Here is a 14,510-nt window from a genome sequence, read left to right as displayed (position 1 = left end):
GGCGAGCCGTGAAGTGGTGAGCCGTGAATTCGGGTCCGGCGGGGACTACTTGTTCTCGCCGGGCTTTCCCGCATGGTCGCCGTCGCCGGGGGTGTCGTCCCCCGGTTTCGCCGATGCGGAGGCAGAGGCAGAGGCAGAAACAGGGGCTGTGGTGTTGGCGGTTGCGTTGGCCGCGGGTGGCATGTGGTCGCCGCCGTCGCCGGACTTGCCGGTCGCGCCGGAGGCGTTGAGCTGGAAGGCGAGGAGAAGGACGGCCACGGCGAGGGTGGCGGTGAACCAGAGGGTGATGCGTCGCATGTGTGCTCCTGAGGGTGGGTCGGGGGGCTGTTACCAGGCGAAGTCTTCGGTGTGGACGCTGTCGCGGTGGGCTCCGGCGGCGCGGGCGGCCCGGCGGACGGCGGTGATCCAGGCGGGCGGGCCGCAGACGTAGACGTCGCGGTGCTCGATGTCGGGGACGAGGTCCTTGAGGGCCTGGACGTCGTCGGTGAGGTGTGCGGGACCCGCCGGCTGCCAGGAGGTGTCGGCGCGGCGGGGGCCCGGGAGCAGGATCAGTTCGACGCCCCGGTCGGCGGCGAGGGCGCGGAGTTCGTCGGCGAACACGGCGTGCTCGTCGGCGCCGTAGCGATAGATGAGCGTGGCCTCGCCGGGGCCGTACGGAGTGTCCTCGATCAGGGCGCGCATGGGGGTGATGCCGATTCCGGCGGCCATGAGGAGCATGCGGGGCCAGGTGCGGCGGCGGGCGGTGAGGGTGCCGTAGGGGCCCTCGATCAGGGCGCGGGTGCCGGGGGTGAGGCGGGCGGCGCGGGCGCTGCCGTCGCCGGCGGCCTTGATGGTGATGCGGAGCCGGTCGGGGGTGGGGGCGGCGGAGAGCGTGTAGGGGTTGCCGCGGGACCAGCCGGGGCCGTCGAGGAAGCGCCAGACGAAGAACTGGCCGGAGGCCGTCCGCAACCGGTCCAAGTGGTGCCCCTTGAGCGTGATCGACACCGTGCCGGGGGCCTCGGTGACCACGGACTCCACGCGCAGCCGGTGGCGGAGGGAGCGCCAGGCGGGGAGGGCGAGACGGTAGGCGAGGGTGGCGGCGAACGCGAAGCCGTAGAGGCACCACCAGTAGACGCGGGTCCAGGTCTCGTGGAAGTCGGCGCCGTCGGTGAAGGTGTGCGGGAAGGTGGCCGCGATGCCGGCGTAGGAGTAGAGGTGCAGGAGGTGCCAGGACTCGTAGCGGAGTCGGCGGCGGGCCGCGCGGATCGAGGTGACGACGACCATGATCAGGGCGAGGGTGCCCGCGGTCGCGCAGAGCATCCAGGAGTCGGTGACGAACAGCCGTAGCAGCGCGGCCAGTTGGGCCGACGGTTCGCGGGCCGTGCGTTCGACGGCGAACAGGACGACGTGGGTGATCATCAGCCAGAACGAGGCGAAGCCGAGCAGACGGTGGCGGCGGGCGAGCAGATCGTGGCCCCAGGACCGTTCCAACCAGGGGATCCGGGCGAGGACGACGACCTGGAGGATCATCAGGTCGGAGGCCAGCAGCCCGGCGAGCAGACCGAGGGAGCCGGTCGCCCGGTCGGAGGCGGTGAGGGAGAGCGGGCCGCCCTGGTTCATCACCCACAGGGCGACGACCGCGACCACGGAGAGGATCGCGAGCGCGCCGAGCGGGTCGGCGAGCGTGAACCGCGCGCGGCGGAGTGGGGCGGGTGGCGTGTGCTGCCCTCGGGGCAGGACGGTGGGCAGGGTCATCGGCCGGCTTCCTTCGTCGCGGGGTCGGGAGGGGGCACCGTTCGGGCGGGGCCTGTGATCACCCTCGCGACGGTTCTTGTGGCCGCTCTAAGAAAGCGGCGTGGGCCGCGTGGTTCTTAGACTTCCTTGTCGTTCGGCGCCGATCCTTGGGGCAGGCGACGGTGTCCGCTGCCGCGGGTGCCGGTGAGGAAGAGGTGCTGCATGGCGGCGGTGGGCCGTAGACCGGAGGTGCTGGTGGTCGACGACGACCCCGGTGTGCGTGCGGCCCTGGACCTGGGGCTCGGTCTTGAGGGCTTCACGGTCCGGCTCGCCGAGGACGGTGAGACGGCGCTCGACCAGGTCGCCGGCCGGCCGCCTTCGGTGATCGTCCTGGACGTGACGATGCCGGGCCTGTCCGGGGTCGAGGTGGTGCGCGTGCTGCGCGCCCAGGGCCGGACGCTGCCGGTGTGCATGCTGTCCGCCCGCGACGAGGTCGACGACCGCGTGGCGGGGCTGGCGGCGGGCGCGGACGACTACGTCGTAAAACCGTTCTCCGTAGGGGAGTTGTCGGCGCGGCTGCACGCGATGGTCCGGCTGCACGAGTCGACCGCCGAACGGCCCCTGGTCGTCGGCGAGGTCGCGATCGAACCGGCGCGGCGGGTGGCGTCCCGGGCGGGCCGGGATCTGCGGCTGACGACGCGCGAGTTCGACCTGCTGCTCGCGCTCGCCCACCGGCCCGGGCAGGTCCTGTCCCGGGCCCAGCTCCTGGAGCAGGTGTGGGGCTACACCTGGGACGTGGACACCAATGTGGTGGACGTGTTCATCGGCTACCTCCGCAAGAAACTGGAGGCCGACGGCGGCACCAGGGTGCTACGGACCGTGCGCGGGATCGGCTTCGTGCTGAGCACCGGCCCGTGAGGTGGCTGCCGCGCAGTCTGCGCTCCCGGATCACGGCCGCGGTCGCGGTGCTGGTGACCGTCGTGGTCGCGCTCGCCGGGCTGGTCATCGTCGCCCGCATCGACCACCGCGACCGCACCGACGTCGACCGCCAGCTCGCCGCCCGGGTCGAGAAGGGCGACAAGGACACCGAGAAACTCCTCGACCAGAGCGGGCATCCGGACACCGGGGACAGCGGAGACGGCGGGGGCAGTGGGGACAGCGGGGGCAGTGGGGACGACTACGGCGGGCTGCTGGCCGGCAGTCAGAGTCTGGTCCGGCTGATCTCCGGCGGGAAGGTCGTCGCCCAGCACGGCGAGACCCCGACCGCACCGCTCCCGCCGCCGACCCGCGACGGCTACCGCACCGTCGACGCGGGCGGGCAGACCTGGCGTTCGCTGACCCGGCCGCTGGACACCGGCGGATACCGTCTCGAAGTCCTCCAGGACATCGACCCCATCGAACGGCGGCTCGCGGACAACACCGCGATCGTCGCTGCCGTCACCCTCTTCGCCGCGCTCGCCACGGCCGGCGGGGTCTGGCTGCTCACCCGGATCATCCTCCAGCCGCTGGAGCGCCTGCGGACCGGCGCCCTCGCGATCAGCGCCGACACGGCGGGGCCCCAACTCCCCGCCGCCGAACGGCCGCAGGAGGTCGCCGACCTGTCCCGCGCGCTGAACAGCATGCTGGACCAGTTGCGTACGAGCATGGAGTCCACCCGCCGTTTCACCGCCGACGCCGGGCACGAACTGCGCACCCCGCTCACCAGCATCGGGGTGACGCTGGAGACCCTCCAGCGCAACCCCGACCTCCCAACCGCCCAGCGGGCACGGGCACTTGAGGCGATGAGCGCGGAACACCGCCGGATCACCGCCCTGCTCACCGGTCTACAGACGCTCGCCCGCGGCGACGCCCACGCGCTGCCCGAACGCACCCGGGTCGTGGTGGGCGAACTCCTCGACACGGCGGTCGCCCAGGCGGCCCGCCGACACCCCACCACGGCCTACGAGTTGACGGCCGACGCGTCCATGCCCGTCCAGGTGGACGGCTGGCCGGTGGGTCTGCGGCTGGCCGTCGACAACCTCCTCGACAACGCGGCCCTGCACGGCCGTCCCGGCGGCGCCGTCGAGGTCCGGCTCACCCGGGACGCCGGTACGGTCCGGATCGGCGTCGGCGACGACGGCCCGGGCATCCCCGCCGATCAACGGCACGCCATGACGGAACGCTTCACCCGCGGCACCCGAACCCGCTCCCCCGGCTCCGGCCTCGGCCTCGCCCTCGTCGACCAGCAGGCCCACCTCCACCGTGGAACGTTCCAACTCGGCGTGAGCCGTGGCGGGGGCCTGGAGGCCACGCTCGCCCTTCCCGTCGCGGAGGGGGAAGAACCCCACGGGCAGCCGACCCAGGACTGAACAGGCCCCCTGTCATCCGGGCAACCCCGCCAGCATCCGCCGATCCCGAGGCGCCGCCTTCCGGTCAAGTCGTGCGTCCAGCAAGCGCCTTGCCGCGTCGCACCGTCCCGCGGACACCAGTGCGTACAGCAACGTCTCCTCCACTACCTCGCGTTGGGCCGCGCTGCCGCCCACCTTGCGCAGGACCGGCAGGAGTGCGTCGAGGCCGTGGGCCGCGTCGTGGAAGCGGTGTTCGACGAGGGCGGCGAAGGCCTCGCAGAGCGGGGCGATGACCTCGCGCTGCACCGGGTCGGCGCCCGCCGCGTGGTCGTGGAGGCGGCGCAGCGCCGGAAGGTCGCCGGCGGCGGTGAGGGCCACCGCCGCGTGCAGCGCGGTGAACGCGGTCGCGGGCCGCTCCAGGACCTCGCGGGTCACGGCGTCCAGTACGTCCGAAGTCGGCAGCTCCCCCTGCCAGTTGCCGCTGAGCCGGGCCCGCCACAGCAGCGACCCGGAGTCGACGAGCGCGCGCACCCCGGTCACCCGGCCGGGCGCCAACTGGGCGAACCAGCGCCTGCGTACGGCGGCGGGGTCGTCCAACGCGAGTTCGTGCAGGGCGATGTGCCAGGAGAAGTGGGCCCGGTGGACCGCTCCCCGGCCCCTTCCTGACACCCAGCCGTCGAGCCAGTCCCGGCCCGCCTCGTGGGCGCCGGACTCGTAGTGGACGTGGGTCAGCGCGTGCACGGCGTGACCCGAGGAAGGCTCGACTCCCAGGGCGCGGTGGGCGAGTTCGCCCGCCTCGTGCAGCCGACCCTGCTCCTGGCGCAGGAACGCGAGCAGCGAGGTGTGGAACCAGTGTCCGTCGTAGGCGGGGGACGTGCGCTCGGCGAGGCGGAGCGCGTAGTCGTCGTCCAGGTCGGTGACGCCGGAGAACGCGATGGTGGGTACGGCGGCGGCGAGGGCGAGCGCGTCGGCGGGGTGGGTGTCGAGGTGCCGTATCAACGCGCCTCCCCCGTCGGTGGATTGGACGCGGCGGGTGATCACGTCCACGAAGGACCGCTCCCGTTCGTCGGCCCGTTCGTGGGCGCAGCGCTGGGCGTCGGCGAGGGCGCGGGGTACGTCGACGGCGGCTCCGCACTCGTGGCCCAGGAGGGCCAACGCCGCGTGGCCCAGGGCGAATCCGGGGTCCAGGGCGATGGCGCGGGCGAAGGCGTCCTCGGCGCCTGCGCGCACTTTGAGGACCCGGTCGAGTCCGCTGCGGTACGCGGTGGCGGCCTCGGCGTGGGTGGAGAGCGGGAGTCCGAGTCCGTCGACGGGTCTGCGGCGGGCGGTGCGGCGGGCCGGGGGCGCGAGCAGTTGTCGGGCGAGGGCGGCGGCCTGGACGCGGATCTCGGGGATCGCGGTGGTCTCCCACAGTTCGCCGCGTCGTGGGGCGCCGAGGGTGAACAGGGGCCGTGCGCAACGGCCTTGGGCGTCGAGGAGTCGTCCGTCGCGGGTGGCGACTCCCATGCCGAGCGGCCCCGGCACCGCCATGCCCGTCGTGAACAGGCTTCGCCACAGCGGGTCTTCGAGCCGCTGCCCAGGGCCGGTGCAGTCGATGACCCAACCAGCGTGCAGTGTCCGGCCGTTGGACAGTGTGACCGCCAACCGGTCGCCGTCCTCGGCGACTTCGGTAATCGTGCCGGTGTGGACCTGGAGGCGTCGGGTGGTACGGGCCCGGGTGACCGATTCGGCGGTGGTGGGGGCCATGCGGTGGCGGTGGGTGTTCCAGATCGCGCCCTCGTCGGTGAGGAACTCCGCGCGTTCTTCGGGGGTGAGGCTGTGCCAGAGGCGTGCGGTGTGCGGGCGGAGGCTGTCGAGGGCGGGCCGCCAGTCGCCGTGGGTGCGGACGGAGCGGCTGACGTGCCGGTAGACGGTCCGGCGCAGTCCGTTCAGGGTCAGGTCGTGCGGCCAGTTCGGTGCCTCCATCGGGCCGGCCGGTCCCAACGCGTGCGGCTGCGGCAGGAGTCCGGTGCGGGAGACGGCGTGCACGGTGCGTTCGGGGCGGTCGAGGGTGAGGGCGAGGTCGACGGCGGTGAGGCCGGTGCCGACGAGGAGGATGTCGGCGGTGTCCTCGCGTACGGCGTCCAACGCACCTGGTGTCCAGGGTGAGTTGACGAAGCGGGGCGAGGTGCGCAGCGCGGGCGGGGCCCAGGCGGCCGTGGGGGCGGCGGGGCCGGTGGCGAGGACCGCGCTGTCGACGGTGAGCAGTCCCCCGTCGGCGAGGTGGAGTTCCACGGGGCCTGTGGCGGTGCCGGTACAGCTCTCCGCGCGGGTGCGCAGGCGGCGTACGGAGACGGCGCCGTGGGAACGGACGACGGCCTGGGCGAGGGTGTCGGCGAGGTAGGCGCCGTAACGGTAGCGAGTGGCGAAGTCGGCGCCGTCGACGGTGGGTTCGCCGTGGCGGCACAGCCAGCGGGTGAAGTGGCCGGAATCGTCGGGGTAGCAACTCATGCCCCCTGCGGGGACGTTGAGGCGGTGGCGCGGGTCGGGTGTCGCGTAGGCGGTGCCGCGGCCGGCTTCGGGGGCCGGGTCGACCAGCACCAGGTCGAGGGGGGTCCGGCGGCGCGTGGCGCTCTCGCAGAGTTGGACGGCGGTCAGGGTGCCTGCCGCGCCCGCTCCGACGATCGCTGTGGTGGGCCGCTTGCGGACTTGGGTCACGAATGCCTCCGGCGTGGTCTGCCGCGGAGCCGCCGATGCGGAACTCCGCCTTCAGTTCCTTCCTCACTCTTCCGACCGGGTGGGTGGGGAAGTCATGGCGGGACGGGGATCTCACCGGACACTCAGGCACCGGCCGGCGCTTCATACTCTGTTCACACTCGTGGAGCCTCCGGCAACTGCGGTTTCAGGCCTTCTTTCAGGCTCTCTTCACAGGAATCTCAGGTTGGGGCCCTGGGATTCAAAGACTCAACCCATGGAAGTGGCGCAGGATGCAACGGCACTGGTGATCTCGTCGCGTACGGCCAGGGGGTGTGCGCGGCATATGGAGGAAGGCCTGCCGTGGGCGTGTCGCACATATCCAACCGGTCCGAGAAGTCGTCGGAGAGGTGGTCCCGGCGTGGGGTCCTCACCGTGCTCGGGGTGGTGCCGGCGGCTGTGCTGACCGGTTGCAGCGGCTCGGCGGGCGCCGCGGAGAGCGCCTCGTCCGGCGGTGCGTCGGCGACGGCGTCGGTGAAGGCCGCGAAGACGCCGACCGTGACGGTCTCGCCCGCCGACGGCACGAAGAAGGCCGACTTCTCGGCCCCGGTCACCGTCACAGTGGCCGACGGCACGTTCGCCACGGTCAAGGTGACCGGCAACGACGGCTCCACGCTGGCCGGGACCTTCAACGACGACAAGACGAAGTGGACGTCCACGAAGAACCCGTACTCGGGCACGAAGTACACGGTCGCCGCGCAGGCGCGGGGCGGTGCCGCGAAGACCGCGACCTTCACCACCAAGTCGCCCGGCGAGACCTTCGTCGGCTACTTCACCCCCGAGGCGAACTCCACCTCCGGCGTCGGCATGCCCGTGTCGATCAACTTCACGCACGCGGTCAAGGACCGGTCCAATGTCCAGAAGGCGATCACCGTCACCGCCGAGCCCGCCGTCGAGATCGTCGGCCACTGGTTCAGCGACACGCGGCTGGACTTCCGCCCCGAGACGTACTGGGCGGCCGGCACGAAGATCACGCTCAGCCTGCGCCTGAAGGACGTCGAGGGCCAGGACGGGATCTACGGCGTCCAGTCCAAGGACGTCACCTTCGACATCGGCCGCGAGCAGATCAGCACGGTGGACCTGTCCAGCAAGGAAATGGTCGTCAAGCGCGACGGCAAGACGCTGGCCACCTACCCGGTCAGCGGCGGCAACGCCCAGCACACCACCTGGTCCGGGATCATGGTGATCAGCGAGCGCTTCAAGCAGACCCGCATGGAGTCCTCGACGGTCGGGCTCGGCGACGAGTACGACATCTCCGACGTCCCGCACGCCCAGCGCCTGACCACGTCCGGCACCTTCGTGCACGGCAACTACTGGGCGTCCACCTCGGTGTTCGGCAGCGAGAACACCAGCCACGGCTGCGTCGGCCTGCACGACGCCAAGGGCGCGAACAACACGTCGGTGGCGGGCTACAAGTTCTACGACAGCTCGATGCTCGGCGACGTCGTCATCGTGAAGAACTCCGGCGACAAGACGGTCGCGGCGGACAACGGCCTCAACGGCTGGAACCTGTCCTGGGCGGACTGGAAGGCGGGCAGCGCGGTCTAGGGCCCGGCGCGCCCGGGAGAGGCCGGTGGACCGGTCCAGGCGGCCGGTAGACCGGGAGGCCGGTGGACCGGTCCGAGGGCTGCCGCGTCCGGGAGACCGTTCCGGGGGCCGCTCGGAAACCGCCTCTTTCACCGTATTCATCGCCTTCATCACCTGAACTCCCGCACAGCGAAAGGACTTTCACGGCTTCACCTCTTGACGACCGGAGTTGCGACGAGCACATTGACCGCGCACCCGCTGCGTGAGAGCGCTCTCAGGCAGCAGGCGCGGCACCCGCATCCCCCCTCCGTATCCGAGAGGCACCCATGAGTGAAACCTCCGGCACGCAGCGCAGACCCCGTCCCCTCCGGCGCGTCCTGATCGCCGCCCTCAGCACCCTCGGCCTGGCGATCGCCACCGCCACGGCCTTCACCCTGCCCGCGGACGCCTCCGCGCCCACGCCCCCCACAGGCTGGACGCAGGTCTTCCTCGACGACTTCAACGGCACCGCGGGCTCCGGCGTCTCCACCACCAACTGGCAGTACGACACCGGGACTTCGTACCCGGGCGGCGCCGCCAACTGGGGCACCGGCGAGGTCGAGACGATGACGTCCTCCACCAACAACGTGGCACTCGACGGCAACGGCAACCTCCTGATCACCCCGCGCCGGGACGCCTCCGGCAACTGGACCTCGGGCCGTATCGAGACCAACCGCACCGACTTCCAGCCGCCGGCCGGCGGGAAGCTGCGGGTCGAGGCCCGTATCCAGATGCCGAACGTCACGGGCTCGTCGGCGCTCGGCTACTGGCCCGCGTTCTGGATGCTGGGCGCGCCCTACCGGGGCAACTACCAGAACTGGCCCAGTGTGGGCGAGTTGGACATCATGGAGAACGTCCAGGGTCTCAACACCGACTGGGCGACCATGCATTGCGGCACCAGCCCGGGCGGCCCCTGCAACGAGACGACCGGCATCGGCGGCAACACCGCCTGCACCGGCACCACTTGTCAGGCCGGCTTCCACACCTACGCCATGGAGTGGGACCGTTCCACCAGCCCCGAGCAGATCCGCTTCTACCTCGACGGCGTCAACTTCCACACGGTGAACGCCAGTCAGGTAGACGCGACGACCTGGGCCAACGCGACGAACCACGGCTTCTTCATCATCCTGAACGTGGCGATGGGCGGCGGCTTCCCGGCGGCGTACGGCGGCGGCCCCACCAGCGCGACGGACCCGAACCACCCGATGACGGTGGACTACGTCCAGGTCCTCCAGTCCACGGGCAGTGGGAGCGGTACCACGACCCCGCCGGCCGGCAACCGGGACGCCTACAGCGCCATCCAGGCCGAGTCCTACGACAGCCAGTCCGGCACCGTCGCCGAGACCACCACGGACACCGGCGGCGGCCAGGACCTCGGCTCGATAGCCAACGGCGACTGGGCGCTCTACAAGGGCGTCAACTTCGGCTCCACGGCGGCCACCCAGTTCTACGGCCGGGTCGCGAGCGGTGCGGCGAGCGGGGTGAGCGGTCTGGTGCAGGTACGCCTGGACAGTCCGACCGCGACCCCGATCGGCAGTTTCGCGCTGGCCAACACCGGGGGCTGGCAGTCATGGAGGACGGTCCCGGCGAACATCAGCTCGGTCACCGGCACCCACGACGTCTACCTCACCTTCAGCAGCGGCCAGTCGGCGGACTTCGTGAACGTGAACTGGTTCGACTTCGGCCACTGACGGCGGCCCCCCACGGGGACAAGGGGCTTCACGCGTGCGCGCGTGGGGCCCCTGCTCCTGTGCGCTCCGGGTCGGGGCGGGATGGGCGGGATCACGACCGGCTTCCTCCCTGCTGCGAGCCCCCGCCTTCCATCGCAGGTCGGCGCTCCGCTCCCGCGGCCCCGGCCAGCGGCGCGCGATGGAACGTAGTAGACCGGTCGGCTAGGTTCGATGGTGCGACGCGGATCGGGCGTCGGAGCCCTTCTCCCTCTGAACCCGGAGCACAGCCATGAACGACAACGGACGTCAGGACGGCATCCACCCCTTCCCGGCCGGCACGGAGTCGCGTGAGGTCGAGACCGACGGCGCCACGATCCATGTACGCGTCGGCGGACAGGGACCGGCGGTCGTCCTGCTGCACGGCTTCGGCACCACGGGCGACATGTGGGGCCACCTGACGAACGCACTCGTCGAGGACCGCATGGTCGTCGCCCCCGACCTGCGCGGACTGGGCCTCTCCTCGAAGCCCGAGGGCGGCTACGACAAGAAGACCCAGGCGGCCGACGTGTGGGGCGTTCTGGACGCTCTGGGCGTGGACTCGATCGAACTGGTGACGCACGACATCGGCATCATGGTCGGCTACGCCGTCGCCGCCACCCACCCCGAGCGGGTGAGCCGATGGGTGGCCATCGACGCGCCGCTGCCCGGCATCGGCCCCTGGGACCGGATCACCCAGGACCCGATGATGTGGCACTTCGGCTTCGGCGGCCACGACATGGAGCGCCTGGTCGACGGCCGGGAGCGCATCTACCTCGACCGCTTCTGGAACGAACTCTCCGTGGTCCCGGAGCGGTTCGACGAGGCGAAGCGCGAGCACTACGCGGCGCTCTACGCCCAGCCCGGCGCGATGCGGGCGAGCTTCGCCCAGTTCCTGACGTTCGGTCAGGACGCAGTCGACAACGAGAAGTTCCTCGCGCGGGGCAGGCTTCGGATGCCGGTACTGGCCTTCGGCGGCGAGGCCACCTTCGGCCCCGGGATCGGCGAGGTCCTGCGGTGTGTCGCCGACGACGTCGAGCACGCGGTCATCCCCGACTGCGGGCACTGGATCACGGAGGAGCAGCCGCAGGCGACGACAGATCTGGTCGTCGACTTCCTGCACCGGGCGCGCTGAGGCCCACCGTTCACGACCTGCCAACTGTCAACTGTCCGACAACGGGGCCCACTTCGGGCCCGAGTCCCCGGGGCCCGGCACGGATCGACGTGCCGGGCCCCATCGTCAGTGCTCGTCCCTCACGCGCCACTCGGTCGCGGCCACCCGTGCGCCCCGACCGCCCTACCGCTTCCCTGCCGCCGCCCTTCCGTGCTCCCTCACCGCAACTCCGCCCGGAACCCCGCCGGCGTCACATCCGTGTGCTGGTGGAAGAACTTGGAGAAGTTGGCCGCGTCGGGGAAGCCAACTGCCGCCCCCACACGGCCGATCGGCAGGTCCGTGTGGGCCAACAGCCGTTTCGCCTCCAGGACGACCCGCTTGTCGATGAAGCCCTTGGGGGTCTCCCCGGTGGCGGCGCGGACCGCTCGGACGAGGGTGCGGCGGGAGTAGCCGAGGGCGTCGGCGTAGGCGCTGACGCTGTGGTTGGTGGCGAAGCCCTTCTCGACGGCCTCGCGGAAGAGCATGAACGTCGTGTCGGCCCGCTGCCGGGCCGCCTCCGCCGAGCTGGCCGCGAGATGCGCCAGCCGTAGCAGGAAGGCCGTCAGGGAGTGCCGTAGGACCGAGGTGTGGAGGCTCAGCGGGAGGGTGGTCGAGTCCTCGTACTCGCGTTGCAACTGGCCGAGGGAGGAACGGAGGGCGGCGAGGCGGGGATCGTCGGGGTGCAGGAGGGGCGGGAGGTCGTAGCGGTAGAGGCCGGTGGCCTCGACCGTGGCGCGGGGCAGGAAGCCGGGCTGCATGGTCAGGACCGTGCCGCGGTACTCGTCCATCCGCGAGAAGCGGTGGACCTGGCCGGGGCGGATCCACAGGACGTCGCCGGCGTTCGCCTCGTACTCGGCGAAGTCGATCATGTGGCGGACCGGGCCCTCGTCGAAGAGCATCACCACATGGAAGTCGATGCGGTGGACCCGGTGCAGCGGTGCGTCGGCGTGCCAGGTGCGTCCGGTGCCCATCGGGCCGACCTGCATGCCGACGCCGCAGACGCTCAGATCGACAGGGAAGGGAAACGTTCTGATCACGTCGCCGTCACCGGCTGCGCCTTGGATGGTTCTGTCCGCCATGTCCTTCTCGTGCCGCCTCAGTACGGGTTCCGGTGTCCCACTTTCACCACAGGCTGGCACACCGGCACCTTCCCTCGTAAAAGTCAGACTTTTAGATTTGAAGACGTCCGAGCAGTTCTGCCGCTCTTACCGAGGACTTCTTGAAGATGAACGCGCACACACCCGACAGCTTCGAGTGGACCGATCTCGACCGTCGTGCCGTCGACACCGCCCGTGTTCTGGCCGCTGACGCGGTGCAGAAGGTCGGCAATGGGCACCCGGGCACGGCGATGAGCCTGGCCCCCGCCGCGTACACGATCTTTCAGAAGGTGATGCGTCACGACCCCGCGGATCCCGAGTGGACCGGTCGCGACCGCTTCGTCCTCTCCCCCGGCCACACCTCGCTGACGCTGTACACACAGCTGTATCTCGCCGGGTACGAGCTGGAGCTGGACGACCTGAAGGCGTTCCGGACGCACGGTTCGAAGACGCCTGGTCACCCCGAGTACGGGCACACGGCGGGTGTGGAGACCACGACGGGCCCGCTCGGACAGGGTGTCGCCAACGCCGTCGGGATGGCGATGGCCGCCCGCTACGAGCGCGGCCTCTTCGACCCCGAGGCCCCCGAGGGCGAGTCGCCCTTCGACCACACGATCTGGGCGATCGTCTCCGACGGCGACCTGGAGGAGGGCATCTCCGCCGAGGCCTCCTCCCTGGCCGGTCACCAGCGGCTCGGCAACCTCGTCTTCGTCTACGACGACAACCACATCTCCATCGAGGGCGACACCGCGACCGCCTTCTCCGAGGACGTGCTGAAGCGGTACGAGGCCTACGGCTGGCACACCCAGCGCATCGAGCCCGCCGCCGACGGCGACATCGACCCGCACGCGCTGTACACGGCGCTCAGGGCAGCGCAGGCCGAGACCGCGCACCCCTCGATCATCGCCATGCGCACGATCATCGCCTGGCCCGCTCCAAACGCCCAGAACACCGAGGCCGCGCACGGCTCCGCGCTCGGCGCCGAAGAGATCGCCGCCACCAAGCGCGTCCTCGGCTTCGACCCGGAGAAGTCCTTCGAGGTCGCGGACGAGGTCCTCGCGCACAGCCGCCGGGCCCTGGACCGGGGCGCCGAGGCGCACTCCGCGTGGGACAAGCAGCTCGACAAGTGGCGCGGCGCCCAGCCCGAGCGCGCGAAGCTCTTCGACCGGATCGTGGCCGGTCAGCTCCCCGAGGGCTGGGAGCGGTCCCTGCCCGTCTTCGAGGAGGGCTCCTCGGTCGCCACCCGCGCCGCCTCCGGCAAGGTCCTCCAGGCACTTGGAACGGTCCTGCCCGAGCTGTGGGGCGGTTCCGCAGACCTCGCCGGCTCGAACAACACCACCATCGACAAGACCTCGTCCTTCCTCCCGAAGGGCAACCCGCTGCCGGAGGCCGACCCGTACGGCCGTACGATCCACTTCGGTATTCGCGAGCACTCCATGGCGGCCGAGATGAACGGCATCGCCCTGCACGGCAACACGCGTGTCTACGGCGGCACCTTCCTGGTGTTCTCCGACTACATGCGCAACGCCGTCCGCCTCTCCGCGCTGATGCAGCTCCCGGTGACGTACGTCTGGACCCACGACTCGATCGGTCTCGGCGAGGACGGTCCCACGCACCAGCCGGTCGAGCACCTGGCCTCGCTGCGCGCGATCCCGGGCCTGAACATCGTCCGCCCGGCCGACGCCAACGAGACGGCGATCGCCTGGGCCGAGATCCTCAAGCGGCACGCCACCAAGCCCGCCCCGCACGGCCTCGCGCTGACCCGTCAGGGTGTGCCGACGTACGCGCCCAACTCCGATGCGGCGCGCGGCGGTTACGTCCTCAAGGACTCCTCCAACGGGACCCCCGACGTCGTGCTCATCGCGACCGGTTCCGAGGTCCACCTCGCCGTCGAGGCGCGCGAGCAGTTGGAGGCGGAGGGCGTGGGCACTCGGGTGGTGTCGATGCCGTCCGTGGAGTGGTTCGAGGAGCAGTCGCGCGAGTACCGCGACAGCGTCCTTCCGCCGTCCGTGAAGGCCCGCGTTGCGGTCGAGGCCGGGATCGGTCTCACGTGGTACCGGTTCGTGGGTGACGCAGGACGCATCGTCTCCCTCGAACACTTCGGCGCCTCCGCCGATGCCAAGACCCTGTTCGCCGAGTTCGGTTTCACGGCCGAGAACGTCGCCGCTACGGCCCGGGAATCCCTTGCCGCCGCGCGCGGTTGATCCGATCGCCA

Annotated in this window: 10 protein-coding genes; 6 read left to right on the top strand and 4 right to left on the bottom strand. The window is 71.2% G+C overall.

The genetic code is table 11. The features are described from left to right. Window positions 1-45: 45 nt before the first annotated feature. Both ACWIHT_RS13825 and ACWIHT_RS13820 read right to left on the bottom strand, forming a co-directional pair. Window positions 46-297 carry a hypothetical protein gene (locus tag ACWIHT_RS13825; protein WP_456168021.1) on the bottom strand — a complete coding sequence of 84 codons (252 nt, stop codon included), beginning with the start codon at window positions 295-297 and terminating at the stop codon, window positions 46-48. 30 nt (window positions 298-327) lie between these two features. Continuing rightward, entirely contained in the window at window positions 328-1,734 is a 1,407-nt protein-coding gene (locus ACWIHT_RS13820; protein WP_456167716.1) for a ferredoxin reductase family protein, read from the bottom strand. 201 nt (window positions 1,735-1,935) lie between these two features. On the opposite strand from ACWIHT_RS13820, the gene ACWIHT_RS13815 reads away from it, so the two are divergent. Both ACWIHT_RS13815 and ACWIHT_RS13810 read left to right on the top strand, forming a co-directional pair. Then, entirely contained in the window at window positions 1,936-2,631 is a 696-nt protein-coding gene (locus ACWIHT_RS13815) for a response regulator transcription factor (protein WP_456167714.1), read from the top strand. After that, complete coding sequence (locus ACWIHT_RS13810) at window positions 2,628-4,061, top strand: HAMP domain-containing sensor histidine kinase (RefSeq protein WP_456167712.1); 1,434 nt, start codon at window positions 2,628-2,630, stop codon at window positions 4,059-4,061. The genes ACWIHT_RS13815 and ACWIHT_RS13810 overlap by 4 nt, the downstream gene beginning before the upstream one ends. A 12-nt stretch (window positions 4,062-4,073) precedes the next feature. Here ACWIHT_RS13810 and ACWIHT_RS13805 read toward each other — a convergent pair whose 3' ends face one another. Beyond that, entirely contained in the window at window positions 4,074-6,737 is a 2,664-nt protein-coding gene (locus tag ACWIHT_RS13805) for an FAD/NAD(P)-binding protein (protein WP_456167710.1), read from the bottom strand. 339 nt (window positions 6,738-7,076) lie between these two features. On the opposite strand from ACWIHT_RS13805, the gene ACWIHT_RS13800 reads away from it, so the two are divergent. The 3 genes from ACWIHT_RS13800 to ACWIHT_RS13790 all read left to right on the top strand — a co-directional run bounded on the left by ACWIHT_RS13800 (window position 7,077) and on the right by ACWIHT_RS13790 (window position 11,180). After that, window positions 7,077-8,321: a L,D-transpeptidase gene (locus ACWIHT_RS13800; protein ID WP_456167708.1), complete on the top strand. Its 1,245-nt coding sequence runs from the start codon at window positions 7,077-7,079 to the stop codon at window positions 8,319-8,321. A 305-nt stretch (window positions 8,322-8,626) separates the two neighbouring features. Next, window positions 8,627-10,030, top strand: a complete 1,404-nt coding sequence (locus ACWIHT_RS13795) for a glycoside hydrolase family 16 protein (RefSeq protein WP_456167706.1) — start codon at window positions 8,627-8,629, stop codon at window positions 10,028-10,030. A gap of 268 nt (window positions 10,031-10,298) precedes the next feature. After that, window positions 10,299-11,180 (top strand): alpha/beta fold hydrolase, encoded by an 882-nt coding sequence (locus tag ACWIHT_RS13790; RefSeq protein WP_456167704.1) that lies wholly within the window; start codon window positions 10,299-10,301, stop codon window positions 11,178-11,180. A 197-nt stretch (window positions 11,181-11,377) separates the two neighbouring features. Here ACWIHT_RS13790 and ACWIHT_RS13785 read toward each other — a convergent pair whose 3' ends face one another. Next, entirely contained in the window at window positions 11,378-12,277 is a 900-nt protein-coding gene (locus ACWIHT_RS13785; RefSeq protein ID WP_456167702.1) for a helix-turn-helix domain-containing protein, read from the bottom strand. Between the two features lie 146 nt (window positions 12,278-12,423). On the opposite strand from ACWIHT_RS13785, the gene tkt reads away from it, so the two are divergent. Then, entirely contained in the window at window positions 12,424-14,499 is a 2,076-nt protein-coding gene (gene tkt, locus ACWIHT_RS13780) for a transketolase (protein WP_456167700.1), read from the top strand. Window positions 14,500-14,510: the final 11 nt, after the last annotated feature.

This window comes from Streptomyces sp. NPDC002276 (assembly GCF_053891435.1).
Note: the sequence above shows the minus strand (reverse complement) of the source record. Positions and strands in the feature narration are given on the sequence as shown.

Coding starts and splice junctions, on each gene's coding strand:
- ACWIHT_RS13825 (WP_456168021.1), bottom strand. CDS start 297: ATGCGACGCATCACCCTCTGGTTCACCGCCACCCTCGCCGTGGCCGTC.
- ACWIHT_RS13820 (WP_456167716.1), bottom strand. CDS start 1,734: ATGACCCTGCCCACCGTCCTGCCCCGAGGGCAGCACACGCCACCCGCC.
- ACWIHT_RS13815 (WP_456167714.1), top strand. CDS start 1,936: ATGGCGGCGGTGGGCCGTAGACCGGAGGTGCTGGTGGTCGACGACGAC.
- ACWIHT_RS13795 (WP_456167706.1), top strand. CDS start 8,627: ATGAGTGAAACCTCCGGCACGCAGCGCAGACCCCGTCCCCTCCGGCGC.
- ACWIHT_RS13790 (WP_456167704.1), top strand. CDS start 10,299: ATGAACGACAACGGACGTCAGGACGGCATCCACCCCTTCCCGGCCGGC.
- ACWIHT_RS13785 (WP_456167702.1), bottom strand. CDS start 12,277: ATGGCGGACAGAACCATCCAAGGCGCAGCCGGTGACGGCGACGTGATC.
- tkt (WP_456167700.1), top strand. CDS start 12,424: ATGAACGCGCACACACCCGACAGCTTCGAGTGGACCGATCTCGACCGT.